A 26,474-nucleotide genomic window follows, 5' to 3' on the forward strand; every position below is an offset into this window, starting at 1 on the left:
AAAGGCGCTCAATGCGCCTTTTTACAAAACAGAATTAATATTTAGTGATCGCCAATAATGCGTTATTGCTCTCACCATCGTGACATCTTCTGTCGCCGCTATCGCGGTTTTCTATAACTAGTGTATATTTTACTTGATTGTTTTTTGATTGACGAATTGCTTCTAGCACAGGGCCTAGCAAATAAGTTTGCTCTGGATAAATGATCAAAGGCTCTAGCTCAAAACCGCCATCAGAATAGCGTGAATAACGTACTTCATACGCGTTATTGCCAATTGAAAAAACGTTTTTTAAATAACCAGAACAGTTAAAATAGTTGCAGCTTGAGACTGAGCTGCAAACATTAACGCACTTACCGATAATACCTTAATATAGTTTTTCATTTTTTGTCCTTAAATTTTAATTATTAGTCTCCATTTTAGAGACACTCCAACTTAATGAACAAAAGTTAAAGTAATGTTATAAGCAAGAAAGTAACAAGATAAAAGCTGAAAATTAAGTGGCTGTCACTAACTATTATAAATAGGAAAATTATCATGAAAATCGATATAAAGCGTTTTCAATAATTCCGGTAACACATGCCAGTAACCTTGTGCGTTTACCACACTGACTTGCCAAAATAGATTTTCTGTAAAAGATACATCAATACAGTCTTTTACCTCATCAATTCCACATTTATATTGTGTCTCAAAGTACTTAAAAACATCTATATAATGCGCTGAGGGTGTCCCCTTGTTCATCTCAATGTTAATTGCTTTAGCGACACTTTCAAACCAAGAATACGCATATTCAGGGTCAAGATCACCCCATAACTTTAAGTGTGCTTGATCTGCCTTTTGGGTAACTTCAGCAAAACGGCACCTGAAGTCTGAATACATGTCTAACACGCTCATTGTGATTATGCTTGGTGTATTTTAGTAAACCGCTCAGAAAGCTCACTTGCTTGGCAATACCCTAAAGTCAGTGCATAGGCATGGTTTTCATCAGTCACATAAAACAATGCAGGAAACCCGCCTACTTGTAACTGGCGGGTTAGCGCCAAATGTTGCTGCAGCTGCGCTTGTGTATCTTGTGCATTAAGTGAAGATAAAAACTGCGCTTCGTCTAGTCCAATAGACACCGCGCATGCTGCCAAAGTCGCATCTAATGACGGGTTTGATGCTTGTTGATAATAGGCCGATTGAATCGCCTTTGACATTGCTTCTGCACCATTTTCTTTCAAAGTTTGCGCCACAATCACAGCGCGACAAGCTTGATAAGTAGAACGATAAGGCGTGTTTTGGTGCCAATAATCATGATTAAACGATACTTGCGTTCTTTGTTCTATTTGGTACCAATATGAAGCGATTGTGTCTCTTAAACTTTGCTCCATCGGCTCTGTATTATCCGGAGCCAATCCGCCCATTACCCAATCAACTCGGATACTCGGATATTGGCTTAAAAATGAGTCTAACTCAGGTTGAAATGCGTAACACCAAGCACACATAGGATCAGCGACATATAAAAATTGCATGTTTTCTCTACAGGTAAAAGTTGAAGTTTGAAAATATAACTTAAATCATCTTACCTACCAACGTTTCAGGCCGCCACATAAGAAATTTACACATAAAAACTAGGTTCGAGATTAAAACTAACGACCTGCTAACTTTTGGGAAATTACAGTAAACTTTAGAGAGTAGAAAACCCTAGCATATATAAATTAAGAGTCTTTATATTATTAAACATGCACTTAGAAAAGCATCCTTTTTTACTAAGATATAACCTCAACAAGTTCAGAGCGAATGGCACATACGGTGCTGTCCAGAATCACACTAAAAACGTTTCTAGTAGCATTATTTAAAATTAAAATTTTCATAAAAACCCCATAAAATTCACAAAGCATTAGATATGAAAAACAAAAAAACAAACCAAAGAAAAAAATTAATAAAATTATACAAAAAACAACAATATTGATAATAAATCATTGACAACTGAAAGGGTAACGATTAAATTTTAATAAACCTCCTGCGGGAGGAGGTTAAAAAAGGAAAGTTTAAAATGAAACTAGTTAAAATTAACATTAAAAACCTATCAAAAAACTCAAAGCAGCTTGCTAATTCAGAAACACATAAAATTGCAGGTGGCCACAGCACTAGAAACTCAGGACAGTTATCTTGTCACGCATTAAACTAATCTAGCAGATGAATTAAGTTTTAATGCGTTAGATTTTTATAATAGTTAAAGTCAGGTAATGGCTTTAACTAAATACTCATTTACAATTTAAAAACACTTACAAACCTTTAAAACTGCCTTAGTCAACTTTTTTAAAATACGCTTTAAAATTTAGTGTTTAATCTTACCTTTTATGAGCTGTTCAACACCTTGAATGTTTTTCGACAAATAGATCAGTTCAATATTGAAATATAAATTATAATCACTTCTTACTATAAACCAATATTCTGCTTAGCAACTTCACATGTTTTTCATTGGACATCTAGTTCCCCAAGAGTTTACAAAGCAATCTTAATGTTGCCAAATAACCTGACGTGGCATAATGTGTAATGTGCTACTACCTTTAAAATTTTGTCAAAGTCTAATTGTGCTGGATATAACACTTTAAAAGTGATTTTCCTGATTCATTATGCTCTCGTCCGTTAATACGTCTTTAGGTGACATTTTTCCAAGCCGAGTTATAATTTTCATTTTTTATTGATTTCAACCTTTAAAAGAATTGAAAAACGTGATTTTTAATCACTGTAAATTTACGCACAGCATGACCCTACCAATACTGACAGAGCAAAAAACCATCAATATAAATTAAAAATATTAATATATAAAATTAATAAGTGAAAAATAACAAGGAATGAATTATAAAATGTCAAAAGTCATTTTAGTACTTGCGATTATATCCCTCATATCGGCTTGTAGATCGACACTTACAATACATGATACACAACTAAATGAAGAAATATCATTAAAAACCGACCATGGTGTTGTTGCTGTTGAACTAATTAACAACACTTCACACCTATCTCCACTGCACCTCAATTGGAAAAGAGTGATTGTCATCAGATTAGATAATACAGAGCAACGCAAACAATCGGCAATCGCAAATGCTCGTGAAGAGGCAAAAAGAAAAAAAGTATCATTTGATCCTGACGAAGTTGAATGGCAGCACGAGTATTATAGTTTAAAAGTAAACCCTAAAGGCACACTTTCAAGCCAAGTGTTCGTTGGAGCAATACCCGCAGGCGAATATGCTATCGCAACCCTTTATAGCTCCCGTTTTGACGGTAATGTTGAATCATGGATTACTATGCCTGTATACAGGCAAGCTGGCGTGTTCAACGTAGAGGCATCAGCCCTAACAGATTTAGGCACACTCGTTTTTCAGCCTCTTTTAAATTTCGAAGAACCCTCTTTTTGGCATAATAAATCTAAGCAACGTGCATATGTAACTAGAATCACGAGCAATACAGATCTCGCGCCATTCGTTAAACACCACCACCCTAAGCTGGTAAATGAATTAAATTTTTCACACGTAAATTCATGGCAGCATGACCCCTATGCTCCAATAAGAGAAGAGCTGAGTAACCTATCTATGTCCAATGCGTACGGTGAACGTGCTATTTCACTACAAAATAGCAAAAACAACATATTGGCTGCACGATTTGGGCTGTTGCACATGATTAATGAAAATGGTGACTTAACAACTGACTCTTTACCTACAACATCGCAATTGACGTCAAGTACAGTGTTTAAAAATCAATTTCTAGTTGGTAGTGAACGAGGTATTCTATTTAGCAAATCTATCAACGGCCAATGGCAAGAAAACTATCCAGTTTCTGCAAGAGAAGCATTTGTCTGGTTAGGCAGCTCAGGTCAATTTGGCTACGCTATTACAAGCTCTGAAAAAAGACATACAATCTATCGCTTTAGCGAAGTGTTATCAGAATGGCAAAATATCGGCTATCTCGATAAAAAAGATAATAAAACTGGCCTGAGACAAAATGGTGGGTTATTCACATTTTTTGATGAACAGGGAAACTTGAGAGTCATCAACGATAAAGCAATCTATTTACACGATCAAATATCCAACTCTTGGCAATCTAAACCGCACCAAAAATATAAAAACTTTGCTCAACTAAAAACCGGTGAACTAATAGCCGTGGAATCTAGTCAATGGTCAGGATACGGTGATCAAGTCATATCTGTTGATTACGGAAAAAGCTGGCAAAACGTTGAGCGAACTTTGCAAGTGAATGGAGACCCAAAGATATACGCAAGCCTTCCAGCTCTTCTACCAAATAAACAAGTCGCTTCTATTAGTCGCTATAAAAAAGGTATTTATAGCAAAAGCAATCTCCGCATTACAACAGCAGATCTTTCAGCCGCAAATGATCAAAAACAATGGACTCCACATGGCTACTTGCTACCAAATTGCCAGACTCAGTTATCTGAGCTAACGCAAGGTTCAACCTTATTTTTCCTATGCGAACAAGGCCAAGTAGTAAGTACATCAGACTTGGGTTATAGCTGGGAAGTTAAAGTTGATATTGACATAGCTCGAATGCAAGAACAATTTGATGCACTGGCCGCCCAGTTAGAGCAAGAGGAAAACGCAGAAAGTAAATAATCAATGCAAGTAATAAAAATGCATTACGAATAAGAATAAACCCACTTTTATAATATGTGGGTTTAATATTTCTTTTAGGTAATCAAAGTAACTATAAAATATTCGCTATAAACTCGACTGGATGTTTTGGTTTACTCCCCTCAAAGCGCTTTACTTGGCTGCGGCAAGAGAACCCTGTTGCGACTAAGATTGATGACTGCACATGTGATTGCCAAGATGCGTTATACAGCGCCTGTGATGCAACTTGATTTTTACTCTCGTGACCAAAAGTGCCTGCCATGCCGCAGCACCCGATACTAGGCGAGTTAATTTGTATACCGAGCGTATCAAAAATGCTTTTCCAAGCAGCCGATGCTGCACGAGCATTCGTTTCTTCTGTGCAATGAGGCATTAAGGTCGGTGACTCAGCCACCGACCTTGGCGTTAAAACACCAAGGTCTTGTTGTTTGAGCCACTCATGAATTGTAAATACATGAAAGTCTCCTCGCTCCGTTTCACTAAGCACTTTACGATATTCATCGTCATACACAAATACCAATGCAGAATCTAAGCCAATCATAGGAATACCCAAGCCAGAAGCGCGCTGTAAAAACGCACTGGTGGCTCTAGCCGTTACTTTAAACTCAGGCAAAAACCCTTTCACATGCTGAGTTTTGCCATTCTCATGATATGGCAATAGAACGGCTTTTTTACCAAGTTTGTCAGCTAACTTAATGGTTGCAGCAATTAATTCAGCTTCATAAAACCAAGTGAACGGGTCCAGTACCACTAGTACATGTTTATCTTTTTGCGACTGACTGAGCTTACTTAACGCTTCGTAGTCAAATTCAACTCCCTTGGGTAGCTTGGTACTGAGCAGTGGTAAATCTTGATAACCTAATCCCCATTTACTGAGCTTATTCACAAGCTTTGAGCCAATCACAGGGTTTAGTATTGATGCACCACGTGACATTAAAGGCAGCAACTTTTCAATATTACCGACCAAATAATCTTTAAATTTTCTACCATACTTTTGATGATAGAAATGCAAAAAATACGCCCGAGAATTTGGAATATCCACTTTGACAGGGCATGCCGTTGAGCATGCTTTACAGGCCAAGCAAGCATCCATAGCACGCTTTACCTCATGGTTTAACTGGGCAAGCTCTCCCGCTTCTGAGATCTGTACCTGAGACTTAGTTTCATCAAAGTATGCAGACTGTTGTAATGGTAACTCCACCCCTTGGGCTGCTTGTAGGCGTGTCCACTCTTTAAACAACATAGCTCGACCTTTAGGAGAGTCTCGCCTATCTTTGGTTATTTTGTATGATGGACACATTTGAGTGCTTTCATTGTAGTTAAAACACAGCCCGTTGCCGTTGCAGTTTAGCGTATCTTGAAACGACGTTTTGATATTAATAGGTATAAGTTGGTCATAGCGCGATCTGAGCGGCCCCTCTACGCCTGCAAGTGCAGTCTCCTCATCAATCGGCGTACATATTTTCCCTGGGTTAAGTTTGTTGTGTTTATCAAATGCAGTTTTAATTTTCCTCAATTCTAAAAATAACTCAGGTCCAAAAAAGTCAGGGCTATATTCACTACGAAAGCCTTTACCATGCTCGCCCCAAAACAAGCCACCATACTTTTTAGTTAACTCTGATACTTTATCTGATATGGGTTTTAACATGGCTTGCTGCTTATCATCACACAAATCTAGGGCTGGGCGCACATGTAAGACTCCTGCATCAACATGACCAAACATGCCATAACTCAAGTTATAGCTATCAAGCAGCGCTCTGAATTCAGTGATAAAGTCAGCAAGATTTTCTGGTGGCACTGCGGTGTCTTCAACAAACGCAACTGGCTTTTGCGCACCTTTGGTATTGCCCAATAGCCCCACCGCTTTTTTACGCATCGCATAAATTTTTAAAATATCAGCCTTATTGGTGGTTATTGAATAAGATAAAACCCCAGCTTTTTTGCTTTCAATCAATGAATCTAATTGGTCAGTTAATACCCTAACCTTCACATTGATGTCAGATTCCGCTGTGCCATTAAACTCCACCATATTTAACCCATCAGAGGTAATATGAGCCGGAGTTTCTAAAAAATCGGCGACACTGCGCCAAATCATATCTTCACGCGCCAGATTTAAAACTTTGCTGTCCACGGTTTCAACAGAAGTCGAACGGGCACTCACCAAAAAAGGCGAGTGCCTCAAGGCGGAGTCAAAGTTGTCATAGTTAATATTGACCAGTGTTTTGTATGGCTCAATCGGTAGGATGTTCAGTTTCGCTTCGGCGACAACCGCAAGGGAGCCCTCACTGCCTGCAATAATACGGGTTAGATCAAAGGACTGCATATCGTCAGTGAGCACATTTTTAAGGTCATACCCAGTTAAAAAGCGATTTAACTTTGGGAAAATGTCTAAGATTTTGGTGCGGTTTTCTACACAGCTGGTGAGTACATCACGAAAGATATGTCCTTGGCGGCTATCCTGCTTGGCGATTGTCTGTGCTGCCTTCATCGGCATTTGGCATGTATCAAGCTCATAGCCATCAGCTAAAAAGCACTTTAAAGCCAATAAGTGATCGCTGGTTTTACCATAAACCAGAGAGCCCTGCCCTGATGCATCAGTATTTATCATGCCGCCCACCGTTGCGCGGTTACTGGTAGATAAATCAGGCGCAAAAAAGAATCCCAGCGGCCTTAAAAAATCATTGAGTTGATCTTTGATAACGCCACTTTGTACTCTAACCCACTTTTCTTCCGTGTTTACCTCTAAGATTTGTCGCATATGTCGCGATAAATCTAATACAATGCCCCCAGTAAGTGATTGCCCATTAGTACCTGTGCCACCGCCACGTGGACCAAAGCTGAGCTGACGAAACTCCGCTTTATCTGCCAACGACAATGCAGTTTGAATATCCTCATTTGATTTGGCAAATATCACTGCTTGTGGAAATTGCTGGTAAATACTGTTATCCGTTGAGTGCACCAAAGTGGTTGAATAACTGGTATCTATTTCCCCTTTAAACCCCGATGCTTTCAACTCGTTTAGGTATTTTTTAACGATACTGTCCAGATTCAAACTCATTTTATTTTCCTGACCCATTTTTGCGCCCCACGCCAAAATGATACAATATAACATAACTTAAAATATTCGTAACTAGACTTAACGCGCGAACACAGTCCAAAAAGCGGCACATAAAAAAGCGGCAAGATTGCCATCTTGCCGCTTTGAATTAGTTGGGAGAACTAATTTTAGTAGTGTAGTTGAATTACTCAGCTTTGCTTAATTGTATATTGGCAGCCTGACCAAAAAAGCTGTGTGTTTTTATCAGAGTATTGCCTTTGACATGCTGATAGTCGGCATCATTTGGTTGCCAAATGCCCTAAAGCTCTCTTAAGTAAACCCGCTTCAAATGATTTGCTCAGCATTTAAGAGTACAAGTAACTGCGCTGTCAAACTTAGTGAGAGAATCGGAGCAACCTAAAATTTTAATATAACTTTTGTACATTACTGTAGCCTGCAATATGCTGTGCATTAAGCTGATAGCAGGTGTCGTTTCTTGTGATACATAATGTATGCTCGCCCACAGTTGATGAAAGGGCAATCCAGTCTGTTTGTGAAAGCTGTTTAGCATTTAGGCCATTAAAGCTCACAACTTCATCGCCTACTTTTATCCCTGAACCAAATGCTGCCATATCCGGCATCACATACCTTACAACAAACGCACCATTGGTCAGCTTTCTCAATTCCAAACCCAGTAGATTGTATCGCGCTGTAAACTTGGTTGACCGATAAGGCTTTAAGTGAAGCGTTAAATTATTGTAGTCAATGACATAACTAAAATGCGATAACGCTGAGCTGCCTAGCACAGACTTGCCATCATCATCCCCTTCAATAAAATTGGTTTTCACATTGCTTAAAATTAAATCCCCAACTTTAACTTGAGGCACGGTGCCACGCTGGTGGACAGTTTGGCCATTTAAACCAAAATCAGAACCTGTGACCGTTTTACCTTTGAACTCAAAACCTGCATCACGTACATAATAATTGTTCAGTTTGAAATAGTGACGACTACCGGTATCAAGCACGACCTCTTGTTCAAGCGTCTGGTTATTGCCTAGGTCAATTTCACTATCAAAATAAAGCTTACTGAGAAACACACGCATAGGGATGGTTATATCTTCTTGTGATGATTGATAAGGTGCTTTTGAAATAGCGACAGTGCCTTTTTTAGGATCTATGTACCACGTAAAATGCTTTAAAATATCATGACCAAGCACTCCATCAAAAACAGCCTCTTCAGGACGTAAAAAGTAGTCAGTTTGTGACAGAGGCATAAATGCAAAACTCACTTCGTCAAAGCTGACATTACCAAGCTTTATTTGACTCACTTGCGTTTGATAAGCCCGAGAGTTTTCACCATCGCCCCACCCGCCGAGCTCAAGTGAATATCCTTCTTTTAAACCAAGTGCCTTAACTTTGCTTGTATCTTCCAGCAGCGAAATCGATGCCCCAGTGTCAATCATCATTTTAAAACCGCTGACACCATTAATGGACATATAAACATAGGGTTTGGCACTAATTTCGGCATCTAGTTGAGAGTGCGTTTTACCTACTTGCCAATTTGGCTCTAGATCATCGTTTTCATATTTAAGTCGGAGATAATTAGCAACACTACAACCACTTAGTACCATAGTGCCCAGAAGTAGAATAAGAAGTCTCATCAATCATTCCTTTTTGTGTTTGAAAGTCACAACAATACAAAAGGGTTTGTGAAGAGAACGTCAAATTCAATTATGGCATGAGCTAAACTTGAGACCATAACTATGTCACACTAATTTAGTTCAGAATCCATATCATTTATAACTAAGGCATAGATCTCGGGTAAAGCCCGAGACCTAGAGGGTCAGGTTAATGGACTACAAAGCAGTATCAAAGTAGCCGATAGAATTATCGGCTACCCATACTTAGCCACCAAAAGTTTTTGTCAAATGCGTTGCTAGGTTTATTTGAATTGGCTGCGGCTGGTTTGCAATATCAACCAACGCATCTTCAAAATTCCCTTTAGATAACGCACTGTATGCGTCATTTGACAAACCATAAGGCTCACTTGGCATACCAATAAATGGGAATACCATACGATCCAGAGTGCCATCACTGTCTTTATCATGCACCACACTGATGGCGTATTTACCTGCTGGAATACCTTCTAGCACCACTTCTGTTGCCGGAATCCTTGGCGTAACCACCATACGGTGAAAGTACTTGATACTCGATGCGCTGTAATTATCATCGCTATAGTAAGAATCCGCGTTGTCATGCAAATACACTAACAACTGCCCTTCAGTACTTGCCACCTGATTCACCACAATGCGGACCTCAGTCGGCGCACCTTTTACTGTATTCACGCTCATATTAGAGGTAGACGAGCAAGCCGCTAACACCGTAAGCGCCAATGACGATAACAATACCTTTTTCATATAAAATACCTTTTAACCTTTATTGCCAAAACCAAACTCATGCTCCAATACGGCCTTGATTTCAGCGTGACTTTGTATGATATCACCATGATTTCGCTGTTTAAGTAAAGTACAATCCACTTTACCACCGATAAATGCTTCCACGTTGTTATCAGCAATAGCATCCAGTGTTTGTGACCATTCACGTGTCAGCTCATCCGACACCTGCGCCTCATATTGACCTGCTTTAAATAAATGCACCTGAGACGTTTTCAGCGGTTGGCTCAGCGGACATAAATCCAACTGCCCTTCTGCTTTACGCGCCTTTATCATTGCGTCGATACTGCCTGCTTCATGACCAAGCTCTCGCATTCGGGCAACAAATAATTGCTCATTTTCAGACTCAAACTCTTGCGTCAGCGTTTTGAGCTTCCCTGACTTGATAATAGTGTCTAAAAGCAGCACTTTTATGTCAGCGCTGTGGTTTCTTTCAAATAAACCTGCCATTTCTAGTGCGATATTGCCACCGAGTGACCAGCCTAAAAGACAAACTTTATCCGCTTCAATATGAGCGCACACCTCATCGTAATACACCTTAGCAAGCACATCTAACTGGCTAATTTTTTCTTCATTAATGAGGTTATAGTTATCAACGCCTAAGCAATTAAACAACCCGTTTAACTCTGCTGCAAGCCCTTGATAAACCTCGCAGCCGCCGCTGCCAGCATGGACCATCACCAGGGTTGGTAAGCCGTCGCTAAAGTCATTTAAACGTTTCACTAATTGCCCATCACGTGCTTGATTACGTACCAAACTTGCCAGGCCTCGTACGGTAGGAGATTTAAACAAATCAGCCACAGAGAGCTTACAATTAATGGTTTGATTTATCACTTGTGTAAGTTTAATTGCCGCAATTGAAGTCCCGCCGAGCTTGAAGTAGTCATCACCGATCCCAATTTGCGAGTGACCTAATGCGGATTGCCACAGCTCACATAACTTAAGTTCAAGGGCATCGCGTGGCTCTACATATTCATCACTTTTAATAAAATTAGGTTCTGGCAAAGACTTTACATCCAGTTTGCCGTTGACATTGAGTGGAATTTTATCAAGTAACGTCATTGCTGAAGGCACCATAAAGTCAGGCAGCGCAGTCTGCAAATATCCCATGATCTGCTCTGCTTTATCAGCACAGGGATCGTCGCTCACAACATACGCTGCAAGATACTTTTCAGTCCCGTTTTGCTTTGCAATTACCGCAGCTTGCTTCACCCCTGCAATGCTACAAATGGCGCTTTCGATTTCACCCAGTTCAATTCTAAAGCCGCGTATCTTCACTTGCTTATCGTTTCGACCAACGTATTCTATGTTGCCATCAGCTTGCCACTTCACAATGTCTCCGGTGCGATACATGCGAGGTTCGATGTTGCTATTTGCTGCGGCGTCTACAAATGGATTTTCGACAAATTTCTCTGCCGTGAGATCTGGACGGTTTAAATACCCTCTAGCAAGCCCTTCACCACCAATGTAAAGCTCACCCGGTGTACCCACAGGGACTGGTTCCCCCATCGGATCTAATACATACAAGGTTTTGCCTGTTAAAGCGTGACCAATGGGCGCATTAGTTCGACTATCATCAAGATGGCAAACAGAGGCAAACACTGTGGTTTCTGTCGGACCATATACATGACTTAACTTCACCTGCGGTGTACTTTGCTTAAAGGCATTCACCACATTTAAATTAACCTGCTCGCCGCCAAACAAGATGTGCTTAAGCGGGCTATTTTTAAGCTGTCCACTAGCTGCCAGTGCATTAAATAATGCGGTGGTCATAAAGCTCGCATCGATTTTATGCGCTTCAACATACTGAGCAAATAGCTCTGGTGAGAGTCGCGTATATTTATCCACTAAATGCACACACAAGCCATTGAGCAAACTGAACATGGCATCAAAAATAAATCCATCAAATGCATATGACGACATACTGGCAATACGGCGCACCTTAGTCGCATCCAAGTAGTTGTTACCCAGTGCAAAAGAATTCACCGCATGGTGTTCAATCTCAACCCCTTTAGGTTGCCCCGTGGTCCCTGAGGTATAAATGACATACGCCAAGCTCGTTAAATCCGTATCCACGTCCAAATTCTCGATGCTCTCACCACCGACATGTTCGGCAACTAAGACACTCGGCCCCGAGTCGGTATTAAAAATACTCGATAACTCAGCATGATAGTCCGCTTGAGTGAGTACCAAAGAGACATTTGCATCGCTGGCAATAAATCGCGTGCGCTCATCAGGGTTATCCATCGACAGCGGAACATAAGCAGCGCCTGCTTTGAGCACCGCTAAAATGGCCACCACCATATCGGTATTTTGTGGGTAATAAAGCGCAATTAATGTATCCGGTTTAATCGTGGATTTTTGGTCTATCTCATATGCCTGTCGGATAAATCGAGCAAGCTTATTGGCTTTTTGATTGAGCTGCTGGTATGTCAGTTGCTCATCGCCACACACCACAGCAATGTCACTGCCACGTCTGTTGGCTACACGCTCGAAAATACGATGGATCGATAGTGAGCTTGGAGTATGCTCGGGCTTTTGATTAAATTGTTCTAGTACTTGTGTGCGCTCAGCGTCACTCAGTACATTAATGTGATGTAACGCGTCAGAAGGCACCGCCAGCATGCCTTTAAGTATTCGAACGTAGCGCTGTGCAAATGCATCGATGGTCGCTTGCTCAAATAAACTGGTCGCATAGTTAAACTGCAAACTCAGCTGCTCTGTGCTGTCATCAACGACTAAGGTCAAATCATATTTAGCACTCTTGCCACTGAGCTTATCGCTTAGCACTGGCTTTAACTGCAAATCACCCTGCACGATTTGCTCGGCATTCATGCTCTGCACACTAAACATCACCTGAAAAATAGGATGGCGTGAGCTGTCTCTTTCTAACGCCAACAGCTCCACTATTTGCTCAAATGGTAAATCCTGATGCACTTTCGCTTGGGTAACCAGCTGATGCGTGTGCTGAATAAACTCGCTCGCACTCCTGTTTTTATCAACTTGACTACGCAGCGCCATCGAGTTGACAAAAAATCCGATAAGCGCCTGCACTTGGCTATGATGTCGATTATCAGAAGGCGTACCAACCACAATATCTTGCTGCCCAGATACACTGCTCAAAGTGACATACAAGGCACTCAGCATCACAGTATACACACTGGTTTGCTGTGCCTTAGCACTGTCCATAACCTGCTTGGATAGCGGTTTATCTAGGACTAATTCAAGGTTATCACCTGCGTAGATCACTTGACTTGGCCTTGCCTTGTCATAAGGTAACTCCAGTGTTTCAACCCCTTCAAGTGCACCTTTCCAATAGCTTTGTAACTTGCTTAGTGTCTCACCTTGCAGATAATCTCTTTGCCATTTTGCGTAGTCAGCATAACGGATACTCAGCTCTGGCAGTTGTGCTGTTTTACCATCCAACGCCGCTAGATACGCTTTCGTTAGCTCTTCAGTGAATACAAACGTCGACCAACCATCAAATGCGATGTGGTGCCACACAAAGAGCAAATACTGGGTAGTTGCACGACTAATGTGATATACCCGCATTGGGCTATCTTGTGATAGCTCAAATGGTTTTGATGCCAGTTCACTGACCAGTGTCTCTAGGACTACTTCATCCGCCACCGAGTGCTGTACAATAGCGATATCTGACGGTAATGCGTGCTGACTTAAAATGCCATTATCTTGAGTGTTAAATACCGAATTTAATACTTCATGGCGGGCCACAACTTGGTTAAGTGCTTTTTGAAAAGCATCAAGATTTAGTGACTCACCAACTTCAAACAAAGCTGGAATATGATACGCGCTACTGCCTTTTTCATAGCTGTCGATAAAGAGTAATCGCTCCTGTGCAAATGAAAGCGGTAAAGATTCAGCGTCACTGCGAGGGATCACAATGGCCTGTGACGCATCAATGACGTTAGCCAGTTTGGCGACGGTATTATGGGTGAACAGCATTTCGAGAGGGATATCACGCTTGAGTGCTTTGCGGCTGGCCGCAGATAAACGAATTGCCGTGATTGAATTACCCCCTAACTCGTAAAAATTATCATCCACACCTACAGTATCAACATTGAGCACCTGTTGCCAAAGCTCACATAAGGTCGACTCAAGCTCACTGCTTGGTGCTTTGTAACTCTGTTTAACGCTTTGATTAGGAATAGGCAGTGCCTTTTCATCCAACTTACCATTGCCCGTTAAAGGGAATATCTCTAATTGTGTAAAGCTAGCTGGGACCATGTATTTTGGTAATGTTGACGCTAAATATGCGTTAATGCTTTCCTCACAGGCAGTACTGTTTGCACTGGCAATCCAATAAGCATGCAATGCACCATCAGCTTGGCTTTTATCCGAAATGACGGCCGCACTTTGAACACCCTCAACATCACATATGGCGTGCTCAACCTCACCAAGCTCAATTCGATAACCGCGAATTTTAACTTGGTTGTCGTTACGCCCAAGATATTCAATTTCACCATTGTCGAGCCAACGAACTAAATCACCCGTTTTGTAGATCCGCTGATTGTACACATCATCGCTACTTGCAAATGGATTTTGAATAAAGCGCGATTGCGTTAAATCATCGCGATTTAAGTAACCTCTGGCCACACCAACCCCGCCGATATATAACTCACCGATTGCGCCTACTGGCACAGGTTTAAGTGCCGATGACAAAACATAAAGCGTCACATTGGGATAAGCATGCCCTATACCATTGACCACTTGCCTTGGGTCAACGCGCTTGTTCATGGCGCCTACTGTCGCCTCTGTTGGACCATATTCATCAATCAATGTCTCAGTAACCATTGAGAGCTTATCAATTACCGGCTTAGTCAGCGCTTCACCACCGACCATTAAGCTGCACAGGGTTACCTCACTGTCAGATAATAAGAGGTTAGCAAGGCTTGGCGTGGTTTTTACAAAACGCACTTGATTGTCTGTCAAATGTGCCTGATATGCTGACACATTGGCAATGTCATCCTGATAAACACACACAGTTCCACCTGCCATGAGTGGGCATAAAGTGGTTGTCACGGTCAAATCAAAGCAATAGTTGGTCGAAAAATCACACACTTCAAGGGCATCTGATAAAGTACTTTGCACCCCAAAAAAGTAATTAAGTACCTGCGCTTGCTCTACCATTACGCCCTTTGGCTTACCTGTGGTACCCGAGGTATAAATGACATACGCAATGTTATTCATGCGGCTGCGACGCTCAGCAAAATCTTGTGAATTATCAATCACCAACATAGGTTTATCACAGTTGATAAAGCCAACTTGAGTGCCAGTCAGCCAAGCATCTAGTCGATAGGCATACTGAGATTGCGTCAGTACCAAGCGCGTGTCTGTGTCCGCTAGAATAAACTGCACCCTATCTTCTGGGGCATCTGGGGAGATTGGGACATATCCGGCTCCCAGTTTCAATACCGCTAGCATGGCCACCAAAGTGTCAGCACTTGGACTCAAATACAGCCCAATCAATGTATCGGCTTGCACCGACTCCCCTTGCTGAGTAAGGCGCTGCAAAATGTTATTTGCTAAATGCTCAGCTCGCTCATTAAGTTGGTGATAACTTAAAGAAGTTTCCCCCGCTTTAACAGCCACCTTGTCTGGCATAGCTTGCGCGTGCTGGGCAATCAAGCCCGCAATGTCAGTTTCAAATTCAAAGTGCGTTTGTTGGCTGTTCCACTGCTGCGTGATTGCCTCACACTCACCATGTGTCAACAATCCTAATTGCTGATGCGGCTGTTCTGGCGATTCAACCAGCTGCTCAAGCAAAACGTTAAGCTGTGATACCAGCTTGCTCGCTTTGTCAGCACCTAACCAATTCGCACTGTAATTAATGGCAATATCGAGCGTATCCCCTTGCTCTGTCGCAACAATTGACAGCGGATAATCAATTTTCTCAACCACCTTCTTAAGCTGCCATTTACGTGTATCGCCTTGATGATTGATCGGGTAATTCTCAAAAGTAAATAAAGTATGGAATAACCGCTCACCTTGCGGTTGCAGCTCAGCCAGTGCAACACTACTGGCACTGTTGAGTGACGCAATCGATAGCTGAATATCTGCCATAATTTGCGCACAAGACGCATTTTCTGGCCAAAAAACTTGCAGTGGTAAGGTGTTGATAAACAAACCGACACTGTTGTCGATGCCTTCAACTGGCAAATTACGACCCGAGACAACGGTTCCCACAGTAGTTTGCTCATCGCCCGCATAAACCTGGATCAGCTTGTGCCAACAAAATTGTAATGCCACGTTGAGTGTCACCCCGGCATTTTGGCACATGGCTTTGAGCGCGTGAAACTCAACACCCGTTATCATCAATTGTTGCGTATCAGGTTCTGTGACCTGCATCGGCTTGGTCAAATCAATGGGGGCACTCAACATACCAGAGATGTCATTTGCCCCTTCAAATTGCTGTTTCTTTTCTTGCCAATACTGCTGTGTCTGCACTTGGTGTTGCTGATAATACTGCTGCGTTGCTAAGTAGGCCGTTTCCACCTCGACCGTCGGCACTGTGCCACCGAGTAACTGCTCATAATACTCATGGACGCTGCGCAACAACAATGGCGCACTCCAGCCATCACTAATGCTGTGATGCTCCGTTTTTAGTAAGGTGTATAAGTCATCTGCTTGCTTGATAAGTGAAATGCGGATCAGGCCCGGCTTTGATAAGTCAAACCCTTTTGCGCGCTCCGCTTGCTGCAATGCATCTATCTTTACAGCGCGATCTGCTTCACCTAATGCGCTGATATCTTTATAGTAAAAGCTATTGCTATCGATACTCGCTTTAGGTGAGACAATTTGCAACAGGGCTTCATCCCAGTTGAAAAAAGTGCGCAGCGCAGGGAATCTCAAAGAGGTTAACTCCCAAGCCTTTTGGTACAAAGGCACGTTCAGCGGCTCTTGATAATCCAACATCATTTGCACGCGATACGCATCATCGTCTGGCTGGTTCAAATGATGATAAATAAACCCTTGTTGTAAGCTGTTTGCCGGACTTACCGACTCAATACCACGCGAAGGCGCAGTTTGACTCTGGATATAACGCTTAAACGCTTTCGCCGAGTCAATTTTCTGTTCACTCAAAAACGCAATTAACTCTGGCTTATTGGCTTTGATTTTATTCACCAACTGCGGGTCTGGAGACGCATTGCCAAAAGCCAGTTTTAACTTACCTTGCTCCGCCCAAATAGACAGGTTATGTGCACTGATTTCCTTGATAAGTAACATTGCTTAAATCTCCATGATATTGTCGTCGCAAGTGTCGTCTTGCTCATCCAAATCAGCCTCTTCAAGTACGCTGTTTAAATGTGCAAGGTGCTCTACGGATAAGTCATTGGCAATAAAGTCACTGGGGGTGGCGACTGCGCCCTGCTCGGCAATATGAGCTGTATGTTCAATCACATGTTGCAAGTTTGTCGCAAAGTAGCGTTCAAAATCAGCACTAAGCTGCTGTCCTAGGCGCGACTGAATTGAAAACACCAGTTGGTCTGAGTCAATCATGCCGTTAATGTTAAGCATCAATGCCATTTCATTTTGCTCGCCAATTAACTGGCCACAAGATTCTTGGACAATCTGCCAACTTTCTAAACCAGACGTGCTGCGATTAAATTGACCTAAGTAGTTGAAGTTAATAAGTGGCAGCTTTTGAGTAATTTGGCCTGCTTGGAAAAAGGCCCCATAGCCCACCCCTTTGTTCGGCACGGCGCGTAACATTTCCTTGGTTTGCACTACCACTGTTGAGAGGTCGTCATATGCTGTTAACTTCACTGGATATAAGCTGGTAAACCAACCTAGGGTTTGCGATACATCTAAGTGCTCGTCAATGTCTTCTCGACCGTGACCTTCTAAAGTGATCACATGCTCTGTACCTGATAATACTTGCGGCAAAGTTAAACTTAACGCAGCTAACAATAAGTCATTGATTTCCGTGTTGTAGCCTTCATTTGACTGTCTTAGTAGCATTTGTGTGTGCTCCACCGACAAAGACAACGAATGCTCACTGACAGATTCAGTAACATTTAATGCATTGCTATGCTCAACCACATGTTGCCAGTAATTCAACTCACTGCTGTGATCTGTTGGGTAATTTTGCATGCTATTAACCCACTGGCGATAACTGCTGGTTTTTGCAGCTAATGTTTTATCTGTGAGCAAGGTTTGCATGTCTTGTGACAACACCCGCCACGAGACGCCATCAATGATTAAATGGTGAAAAATAAAGCAAATTCGCGCAACACCATCACCATAACCTTGCAGATGCACCAGCTTAAATAGCGGCCCATTTTTGAGGTCAAAACTTTCCTGCCATTGGCTCAATTGCTCTCCAATTTGCGTATCAGAGAGCCCTGTCACATCTATCTGAGCGACACCACACCAAGCAGCCAAATCTAACTCGTTAAGAGATAAATAAGATTGACGATAAGTATCACCTTGCGGCGCAAAACGGACGCGCATCATATCGTGGTGCTCAACCAAAGCATGGCATGCCAGCTCAACTTGCGACGTAGTAAGAGTTTCAGGTACCGTCAGCATAAATGACTGGTTCCAATGATTAGGTTGCGATAGGCCTAAGTCAAAGAACCAAGACTGTACAGGCAGTAAATCAAACTCACCTGTTAGTACTCCTTGCTCTGCTTGTACTGTCTGGGCTTGCGGCAATTGCTCAAGCTTTTTCGCCAATTGTGCCACAGTCGGTGATTCATAGATGTCTTTCACTTTGAGCGTATAGCCCAATAAGCGCAGCTGCGACATCAATTGAATACTAATGATTGAGTCACCACCGATACGGAAGAAGTGCTCATCAATCCCCACTTTTTCAAGGCCAAGTAACGCCTGCCAAATATCACACAGCTGGCTCTCAAGTTCAGTGGTCGGTGCAACATAATCGCTCTGTGCATCAAATACAGGATCTGGTAAGGCTTTGCGATCAACCTTGTTGTTTACAGTCAGCGGGACTTGCTCAATGGCCATAATGGCGCTGGGCACCATGTACTCTGGCAATTGCTCAGCTAAATATGTGTTTAGCACGTCATGGTTAAGTGCGGTTTCGCCTTGTGATACCACATACGCAATCAGTTGCTGTGTGCCTTGCAGCAATCGCGGGATCACAACTGCTTGCTTCACATCTTGATGTGCAATGAGAATATTTTCAATTTCTCCCAGCTCGATTCTAAAGCCTCGGATCTTAACCTGCTCATCATTTCGGCCAATGTACTCTAACTGGCCATCAGCAAGTCGGCGCACCAAGTCACCACTGCGGTACAAGCGGGATTCTTGAGAAGCAGGTAATTGCGCGGCAAATGGATTTTCAATAAAGCGCTCACGGGTCAGCTCTTTGCGGTTTAAATAGCCGCGAGCAAGACCAGCGCCACCGACATACAATTCACCTACAACTCCAACTGGCACTAGGTTTTGGTTGGCATCAAGCACATAAGCTGACATGTCACTTAATGGTCGGCCAATGAGTGATTGGTGCTGATTGTTATCCGGTGAGAGTTCCTGATATGTCACATGCACGGTGGTTTCTGTGATGCCGTACATATTGATTAACTTGGTTTGCGTATTACCATAGGCCTGCCACCAAGGCGCAAGGCGTGCCATATTAAGTTTGTCTCCTCCAAAAATAACATAACGCAGCGCTGGTAGCTGAGCACCTTGCGACACAGCGGTATCGGTAAATGAATAGAAAGCACTCGGTGTTTGGTTTAATACCGTGACGCCTTGGTTTTGACACAAGGCAATAAACTCACGCGGATCACGGGTGCAGGCTTTGTCAGGGATCACAAGACAGCCACCGTGTAATAGCGCGCCCCAAATTTCCCACACACTAAAGTCAAAAGTACAGGCATGGTACATCACCCACACATCTTGCGCTGTGAACTGATACTCTTGCTCGCAAGAATCAAACAGTCGTACCACGTTGTGATGCGGTTGCATCACACCTTTTGGCTGTCCTGTGGTGCCTGATGTGTAAATCACGTATGCCAAATCATCTGCTGTGGTATTCACCACAGACAAGTCGATGTCCACTTCTTCCTGATTGAGTTCGTCATAACTGAGTACTTGCACAGATGTATCTAAGCCATCGAGTACTTCTGAAAGGTTCGCCTCTAACCCTGCTTCACAGAGCAATATTGGCGTTTGTGTGTCACTCAAAATAAACTGGCTGCGCGATTTTGGATACTCTGGCGTCAATGGCACATACGTGGCCCCAAGCTTTAATATCGCGATCATGCTCACTAACAGCTCAAGGCTGGGAGCAAAATAAAGACCAATGTAAACCGGTGCTTGGCTTGTGGCTGAGGCAATGCTAGGGTCTCGCGCTAAAATCGCCTTAGCCAGCGCCGTCGACTGAGTATCTAACGCTTGATAGCTAAGCGCTTTGTCTTGGAACTTAAGCGCTGTGTTATTTGGGTACTTTTGCACTTGTTCGGCAAAAATCTCTCTCAAGCTGCCACGCTCAGGGAGTGGCGCAACTTGCGGCTGAATTTGCATCAGCAGCTCATGGCTTTGTTGCTTTGACAGCAAGCTAATTTGACTGTGTGGCTGCTCAACTTCAGTAACGATGGCGTTAACGATAATTTGTAGCTGCGCGATTAATTGCTCAGCCTGAGACGCATCAATTTGCCGTGCACAATAATTCAAAGAAAACTCAACCTGCTCCGGTGTGGCAGTGACAATAACGGTGATCGGGTAATCACTTTTCTCACGCGTCTCACGATACTGCATTGCCTGCTCTACGCGCTCACCGTCACTTTCTTGCGCTTCTGGAATTGGATAATTCTCAAACACAAATAAGGTATGGAATAACGCATCCCCTTGGCTTTGCACACGAGATAATTCTGCACCACTGTGGGTATTAATATCGGCGATTTCCAGCTGAATTTGCGACATCATCTGTGTGATCGTTGCATCCGTTTGCCAATTTACCGCCAAAGGTAAGGTATTGATGAACAGACCTACACTTGAATGAATATCCGCAACAGGCATATCTCGACCAGATACTGTGGTCCCAACGATTGTTTGCTGATCTTGGCAATAGCTTTGCAGTAACTTGTGCCAAGCAAATTGCATGGCAGCATTGAGTGTCACACCGGCATGCTTACACACTTTATTTAACGCACTAAACTCATCACCTGCAATCACAAACTGACTGCGTGCAGGTTCAGTGACGACGCGCTCATTAGCTAAATCAAATGACTGGCTCAGCAGGTAATTAACGTCATTGGCATGCTCAAATTCAGGCATTTTTTGCTGCCAAAATGCATCCGTTTTGTCTTTGTTTTCATGCAGGTATACCTGCGCGGCTTGATAAGCATGGTCATGTTGGATAACGGGCTGTTCACCGGCTTTCAGCTGGTTGTAAAAACCGTTGACGGTCTCCAGTAGATTACCCACACTCCAGCCATCGCCAATGCTGTGATGCTCCGTTTTTAGGACGCTATAATGGTTGTCGCTGTGCTTGAACACTACCACTCTAAAGAGCCCAGGCTTTGCCAAATCAAACGCTGTGAGCCTATCTTGAGTGAGTAGTTCATTCATTTTTTGCGCACTTTCACCATCAGGCAAAGTAGTTAGATCTACTACTTTGAAATGCGCGTCATTCAGCACCAGATTTTGGCTGATCACTTGCAGCATCTGCGCTTGCCAATTAAATGCCATACGCAGCGCTGGGTGTTTATCAGTCGCTAACTGCCAAGCTGCTCGATACAGTTCAAGGTCTAGCTGAGTATGATAGTCCACTAACAACTGTACTCGATATGCATCATCATCTGGCTGATTTAAGGCATGATAAATAAAACCTTGTTGCAAACTATTGGCAGGATATAAAGCCTCTACAGAAGCCTGTGACTGGAGGTCTTGCAGCAGCTCAAAACTAATCTGCGCCTGCGGGAAGTCACTTGGCGTGCTCACCCCTCCAGCTTGCATCGCCCTCACACCTTGAGCAATCACCTGCTCAAGTGCACGCTCAAAAGCACGGACAAATTGCGCACCTTGCGCTGGCGAAAGTCTGGATTCAATCTCAATGCTCAACGCATCCTGTTTAATTAATCCCAACACATTGAGCATTAAGTCACTGTCATTGTCAGCGCTAACCGCTGCGCCAACAGGCTCTCCGGTAATTTGCCAATGAGCAGGTTCAGCCGTTTTATACTGCCCAAGGTAGTTAAAACATACATTTGGCAGAGGTGCAGGTAACTTTTCAGGGTCGAATTGATACAGCGCACCGAAACCGATGCCCTTATCAGGAATAGCGCGCAGCATGTCTTTGTTTGCAGCAATGGTTTGCTCTACAGATTGTGCGCATTCGAGCTTAACTGGGTATAAACTGGTGAACCACCCCACTGTTTGGTTCACTTCTAGTGCATCCTCAATGGCTTCTCGACCGTGGCCTTCGAGCATAATATGATGAGACTTAGACCCAAATACAGTTTCCATGGCAATGGCAAGCGCACTGAGTAACAACTCTTGCGTTTGCGTGTTGTATCCTTGAGCTGCTTGCTGTAGCAAAACCTCTGTTTGCTCGACCGATAAAGACAAGGATAATTTCTGCATTGCATGTAAAGGCTGTGGACTTGGCTGTTCTGCCATCACCTCAGACCAATAAGCCGTTTGCGCTTGGTTACGCGCTGCGTATTGCGCCAGTCCGTCAACCCACTGACGATAACTGGTTTGCTTTGCCAACAGGCTTTGTCCAGCAAGAATTTGCTCAAGGTCGTTAAGCAAAATGCCCCAAGAGACAGTATCTATGATCAAGTGATGGAAAATAAAACACAATCTATCGCGGCCATCGCTATGCCCTTTTAGCCTAACCACACGCCATGTTGGGCCTGCAAAAATATCCAAGCTGGCTTGTAAAGTGCTTAAGGTGTCACTGACTTGTGCCTCATCCAACAAAGAGATATCCAGCTCAGTTAACTCAAACAGCACTTCTTCACAATAGCGGTTTTTCCGCTCAACAATACTTCGGCTACGCAACATATCATGCTGATAGCTCAGTGTGGTTAGCGCCTCATTTAAGTCATCATGGGATAAGTCATTCGGACAATAGGCACTAAATGCTTGGTTGAAGTGGTGCACATTGGCAAAGTTTTGTGCAAAGAACCAATTTTGCGTTGGGTGCAGGTCAAAATCACCTAATAAAACCCCTTGCTCTGACAGCACCTCTACTTTCGCGACATCATCATTATCGGTGATAAATTCTGCCAATTCCGCCACGCTTGGCGCGACAAAAATATCTTTCACTTTAAGGGTGTAGCCCGCGCGTCTTAGGGCTGATACCAAACTGATGCTCACGATTGAGTCGCCACCAATTTGGAAAAAGTTATCGTTTATACCCACTTTTTCAAGGCCGAGTACACCTTGCCAGATGCCACAGAGTTCTGTTTCTAAATCATTGCGCGGTGCTTGATATTCAGTGCTGGCAATAAACTCAGGCTCTGGTAATGCTTTTCTGTCTAATTTGCCATTGAGTGTCAAAGGTAATGCATCAATCACCACAAAAGCGGCTGGCACCATATACTCTGGAAGCTGTTTTGCTACAAACTGTCTCACATCATCTAAATCAATCGATGCATTAAGCTCTCCAACTAGATAAGCAACCAGCGCTTTTTGTTGATTGTGCTCTTTATCAATCACCGCAACGTGTTTTATTTCTGGGCGCTTTAATAAGCAGTGTTCAATTTCACCCATTTCGATACGGTAGCCACGTACTTTTACCTGAAAATCTTTACGGCCTTTGAATTCAATATAACCTTTTTCATTCCAACAACCGTTGTCGCCTGTACGATATAGTCTACCAAGTGTAGGGTGTTCAAAATATGCAAGGTGAGTACGCTCTGGGTCATTAAAATAGCCCTGAGCGACTCCAATGCCGCCGATGTGAATTTCACCTAAAATACCAGCAGGACAATGATTGCCATATTGATCCAGCACCCACATAGCTTGGTTCGGCATTGCCAAACCATAAGGAATGCTCTGCCAATCCGGCTCAACCGTTTTTATTTCATGCCAAATAGACCAGATACTGCCTTCAGTGGCACCACCCAAACTCATCACTGTGGCATGTGGTGTCATATTGCTTAGCTGCGTGGGTAGGCGCAGTGGGATCCAATCTCCACTCATCATATAAACACGCAAACTGTCAACATTGCGCGCTTGTAATGCTTGCTCATTCGCAAGCAGTTGCGCAAGCTGTGGTACTGTATTCCAAATTGTCACTTGGTGCGCTTCGACCATGTCTAACCAATGGTCTGTGTCTTGCACTTTGTCTTGCTCAGGAAGCACAATGGCGGCCCCCACAGCCAAAGCGCCAAACACATCGTATACAGATAAATCAAAACTCAAATCCGAAATACCAAAAATACGGTCTTCTGGCATGACCTCGAAACGCGCATTAATAGCAAAAATGGTATTCATGGCACTTTCGTGGGTGATCACCACCCCTTTTGGCTGGCCAGTACTGCCCGATGTGAAGATCACATACGCAATCTCATGCGGCAGAGGCAAAGCTAAGCTTTCTCGCCATAGGCTATCTGCCTGCGCACTGTTTGTTGCGGCCTCTTCAACTAAAGTGAATTGGAATTCGCTCAACCATGGCTCATTTTGAATGCGCTCGAATAACGCTTTCGAAATTAATACCTGCTGCACACCGCCTGCCAATAAAACCTGATGAATACGAGAATTTGGCCAAGCCACGTTGATTGGCAAATAAGCACACCCTGCGGTATTAATGGCCAGCAGTGCAGCAACTTGATACTCACTCTTTTCGCACATGACAGCGACCAGCTCACCGCGATTAGTAGCTTTTGAGGCCACTTGGTAAGCAATGCCGTAGCGGTATTCGCTCAGGGTATGATAATCAATTTGACGGCTTGCCGTGATCACAGAGACGCGTTCAGGGTACTGCGCAACTTGTAAGTCAAAGCCATCAATTAAATTATGCTCTGGGTATTTTGCAGGGAAGTCATTCCACTGGTGTTCAATCAAATGTGTTTGTGCTTCAGTCAGCGTGCTGATGCAGCCACATATTTGATGGGCATCATCTTGCTCCAAATGCGTAATAAAACGTTTTTGTATTTCACCAATTTCTTGTAAAGCCTGGGGATTAAACTGTGCGTCTGCTGCGACAATTTTTCGCAGCAACTGTGAACCTGTTTCGAATAACGTAAAGTCTAACTCAAACTGTGCAACAACCGGGGTTAACAGCACGCCTTCCACTGTGACCGTATTATCTTCACCTAAACGGATCTGCTGTTCAGGTAACCCCGCTAGCACCTGCATCAAGCCCGGAATAATATGAGACGTTTTTAGCTGTGCAAGATAGTTACACACCACGTTAATGTTCTTGCTGCTCAAGCCTGATGGAGCTTTATTCAAAAGTAGTGCAGTCAGCTGCTCACTGATGGTCTGTAATAATTCAATCAGTGACTTTTGATGAACCGCCGTGATAGACAGCGCTTCTAAATCGACATAATGGCCTAACAGGTAACGGTTTTTGCGCGTTCTTCTGGCGATCGGTACACCTATGGTGACGTCTTCATCGTTAGTTAAACGGCTCACCATTAAAATGGTGCTTGCCAGAATAACGCAGTAAGGGCTGATACCGTGCTCAGCAGCCACTTGCTTGATTGGCTCAATGCACTCGGTGGTATTGTCCAATAGTACAGCCACGTCATCACTGCTAGCCGCGCTGTGTGACTTTTTCATGATGAAGTCTACTGGGCTCACTTGCACATCGGCAAAGTCTTGATCTTTGGCAGCGTAATATTCAATATCTGGTGTGAGTGTTGAGCTGTCATCCTCACTCGATAAGAGTCTCAGTAAATCATTCACTAAAATCTGTAAAGACCACTGATCGCACACTATGTGATGACCTTTGATCAACACTATCACCTCAGAGTCTTTCAGTACTTGATAGTAAAATTCAAAATTACGTATGCTGGTATCAATGAATTGCGCATTATACTGATCGCATAATTCGGAGGCGCTCAAAGCGGTGTCCGCCATCACTTGCCACTGTACTGTGCCCGAATTGAAAGTGAGTTCAGGGGTATCCGCTGTCAGCTCTACTTTACTGTGGATCACTGGGTGGCGTTGTTGTAATTGAACAAGCGCTTTTTGCAACTGTTCAAAACAATCTTCCATGGTAATCTTAAGTGCACTAGAGACGTTAAAAACAGGGCTAGTTGGTGCAATTTCTTGCCCTTGCCAAACTTGTAGTTGGCGCTGGGACAGTGATTGAGAATGTTCGTTACGCATTGGGTTTATACTTCCATTATTATTTTTGTGATGGCATAAAAAGGCGTTCAACGCCGCGAGCGTCATGATTTAGTT

Annotated in this window: 10 protein-coding genes; 2 read left to right on the plus strand and 8 right to left on the minus strand. The window is 43.2% G+C overall.

Going from position 1 to position 26,474, the window contains the following annotated elements:
• Nucleotides 1–34: 34 nt before the first annotated feature.
• The 3 genes from QNM16_RS06945 to QNM16_RS06955 form a co-directional block, all read right to left on the minus strand.
• The gene (locus tag QNM16_RS06945) at nt 35–208 is read right to left on the minus strand and encodes a hypothetical protein (protein WP_284019816.1); all 174 of its coding nucleotides are present in this window, start codon (nt 206–208) and stop codon (nt 35–37) included.
• Nucleotides 209–507: 299 nt separating this feature from the next.
• Nucleotides 508–891 carry a DUF7674 family protein gene (locus tag QNM16_RS06950; RefSeq protein ID WP_284019817.1) on the minus strand — a complete coding sequence of 128 codons (384 nt, stop codon included), beginning with the start codon at nt 889–891 and terminating at the stop codon, nt 508–510.
• A gap of 5 nt (nt 892–896) precedes the next feature.
• Nucleotides 897–1,511, minus strand: coding sequence for a DsbA family protein (locus tag QNM16_RS06955; protein ID WP_284019818.1), 615 nt, complete (start codon nt 1,509–1,511; stop codon nt 897–899).
• A 524-nt stretch (nt 1,512–2,035) separates the two neighbouring features.
• Here QNM16_RS06955 and QNM16_RS06960 point away from each other — a divergent pair.
• Both QNM16_RS06960 and QNM16_RS06965 read left to right on the plus strand, forming a co-directional pair.
• The gene (locus QNM16_RS06960) at nt 2,036–2,170 is read left to right on the plus strand and encodes a hypothetical protein (protein WP_284019819.1); all 135 of its coding nucleotides are present in this window, start codon (nt 2,036–2,038) and stop codon (nt 2,168–2,170) included.
• A gap of 682 nt (nt 2,171–2,852) precedes the next feature.
• Nucleotides 2,853–4,613 (plus strand): hypothetical protein, encoded by a 1,761-nt coding sequence (locus QNM16_RS06965; protein WP_284019820.1) that lies wholly within the window; start codon nt 2,853–2,855, stop codon nt 4,611–4,613.
• A 91-nt stretch (nt 4,614–4,704) separates the two neighbouring features.
• Here the strand turns inward: QNM16_RS06965 and ydiJ are convergent, their stop codons facing one another.
• The 5 genes from ydiJ to QNM16_RS06990 form a co-directional block, all read right to left on the minus strand.
• Nucleotides 4,705–7,689: a D-2-hydroxyglutarate dehydrogenase YdiJ gene (ydiJ, locus tag QNM16_RS06970; RefSeq protein WP_284019821.1), complete on the minus strand. Its 2,985-nt coding sequence runs from the start codon at nt 7,687–7,689 to the stop codon at nt 4,705–4,707.
• Nucleotides 7,690–8,093: 404 nt separating this feature from the next.
• Nucleotides 8,094–9,329, minus strand: a complete 1,236-nt coding sequence (locus tag QNM16_RS06975; RefSeq protein ID WP_284019823.1) for an aspartyl protease family protein — start codon at nt 9,327–9,329, stop codon at nt 8,094–8,096.
• 243 nt (nt 9,330–9,572) lie between these two features.
• Nucleotides 9,573–10,085 carry a DUF2141 domain-containing protein gene (locus tag QNM16_RS06980; protein ID WP_284019824.1) on the minus strand — a complete coding sequence of 171 codons (513 nt, stop codon included), beginning with the start codon at nt 10,083–10,085 and terminating at the stop codon, nt 9,573–9,575.
• Between the two features lie 12 nt (nt 10,086–10,097).
• Nucleotides 10,098–17,366 carry a non-ribosomal peptide synthetase gene (locus QNM16_RS06985; protein WP_284019825.1) on the minus strand — a complete coding sequence of 2,423 codons (7,269 nt, stop codon included), beginning with the start codon at nt 17,364–17,366 and terminating at the stop codon, nt 10,098–10,100.
• Nucleotides 17,367–17,369: 3 nt separating this feature from the next.
• Complete coding sequence (locus QNM16_RS06990) at nt 17,370–26,399, minus strand: non-ribosomal peptide synthetase (protein ID WP_284019826.1); 9,030 nt, start codon at nt 26,397–26,399, stop codon at nt 17,370–17,372.
• Nucleotides 26,400–26,474: the final 75 nt, after the last annotated feature.

Source organism: Pseudoalteromonas umbrosa, from assembly GCF_030125375.1.
Lineage (GTDB): Bacteria > Pseudomonadota > Gammaproteobacteria > Enterobacterales > Alteromonadaceae > Pseudoalteromonas > Pseudoalteromonas umbrosa.

Excerpts from the sequence above, each read along its gene's own strand:
- QNM16_RS06960 (WP_284019819.1), top strand. The coding sequence starts at position 2,036 with ATGAAACTAGTTAAAATTAACATTAAAAACCTATCAAAAAACTCAAAG.
- QNM16_RS06985 (WP_284019825.1), bottom strand. The coding sequence starts at position 17,366 with ATGTTACTTATCAAGGAAATCAGTGCACATAACCTGTCTATTTGGGCG.
- QNM16_RS06950 (WP_284019817.1), bottom strand. The coding sequence starts at position 891 with ATGAGCGTGTTAGACATGTATTCAGACTTCAGGTGCCGTTTTGCTGAA.
- QNM16_RS06980 (WP_284019824.1), bottom strand. The coding sequence starts at position 10,085 with ATGAAAAAGGTATTGTTATCGTCATTGGCGCTTACGGTGTTAGCGGCT.
- QNM16_RS06965 (WP_284019820.1), top strand. The coding sequence starts at position 2,853 with ATGTCAAAAGTCATTTTAGTACTTGCGATTATATCCCTCATATCGGCT.
- QNM16_RS06955 (WP_284019818.1), bottom strand. The coding sequence starts at position 1,511 with ATGCAATTTTTATATGTCGCTGATCCTATGTGTGCTTGGTGTTACGCA.
- QNM16_RS06990 (WP_284019826.1), bottom strand. The coding sequence starts at position 26,399 with ATGCGTAACGAACATTCTCAATCACTGTCCCAGCGCCAACTACAAGTT.
- ydiJ (WP_284019821.1), bottom strand. The coding sequence starts at position 7,689 with ATGAGTTTGAATCTGGACAGTATCGTTAAAAAATACCTAAACGAGTTG.
- QNM16_RS06975 (WP_284019823.1), bottom strand. The coding sequence starts at position 9,329 with ATGAGACTTCTTATTCTACTTCTGGGCACTATGGTACTAAGTGGTTGT.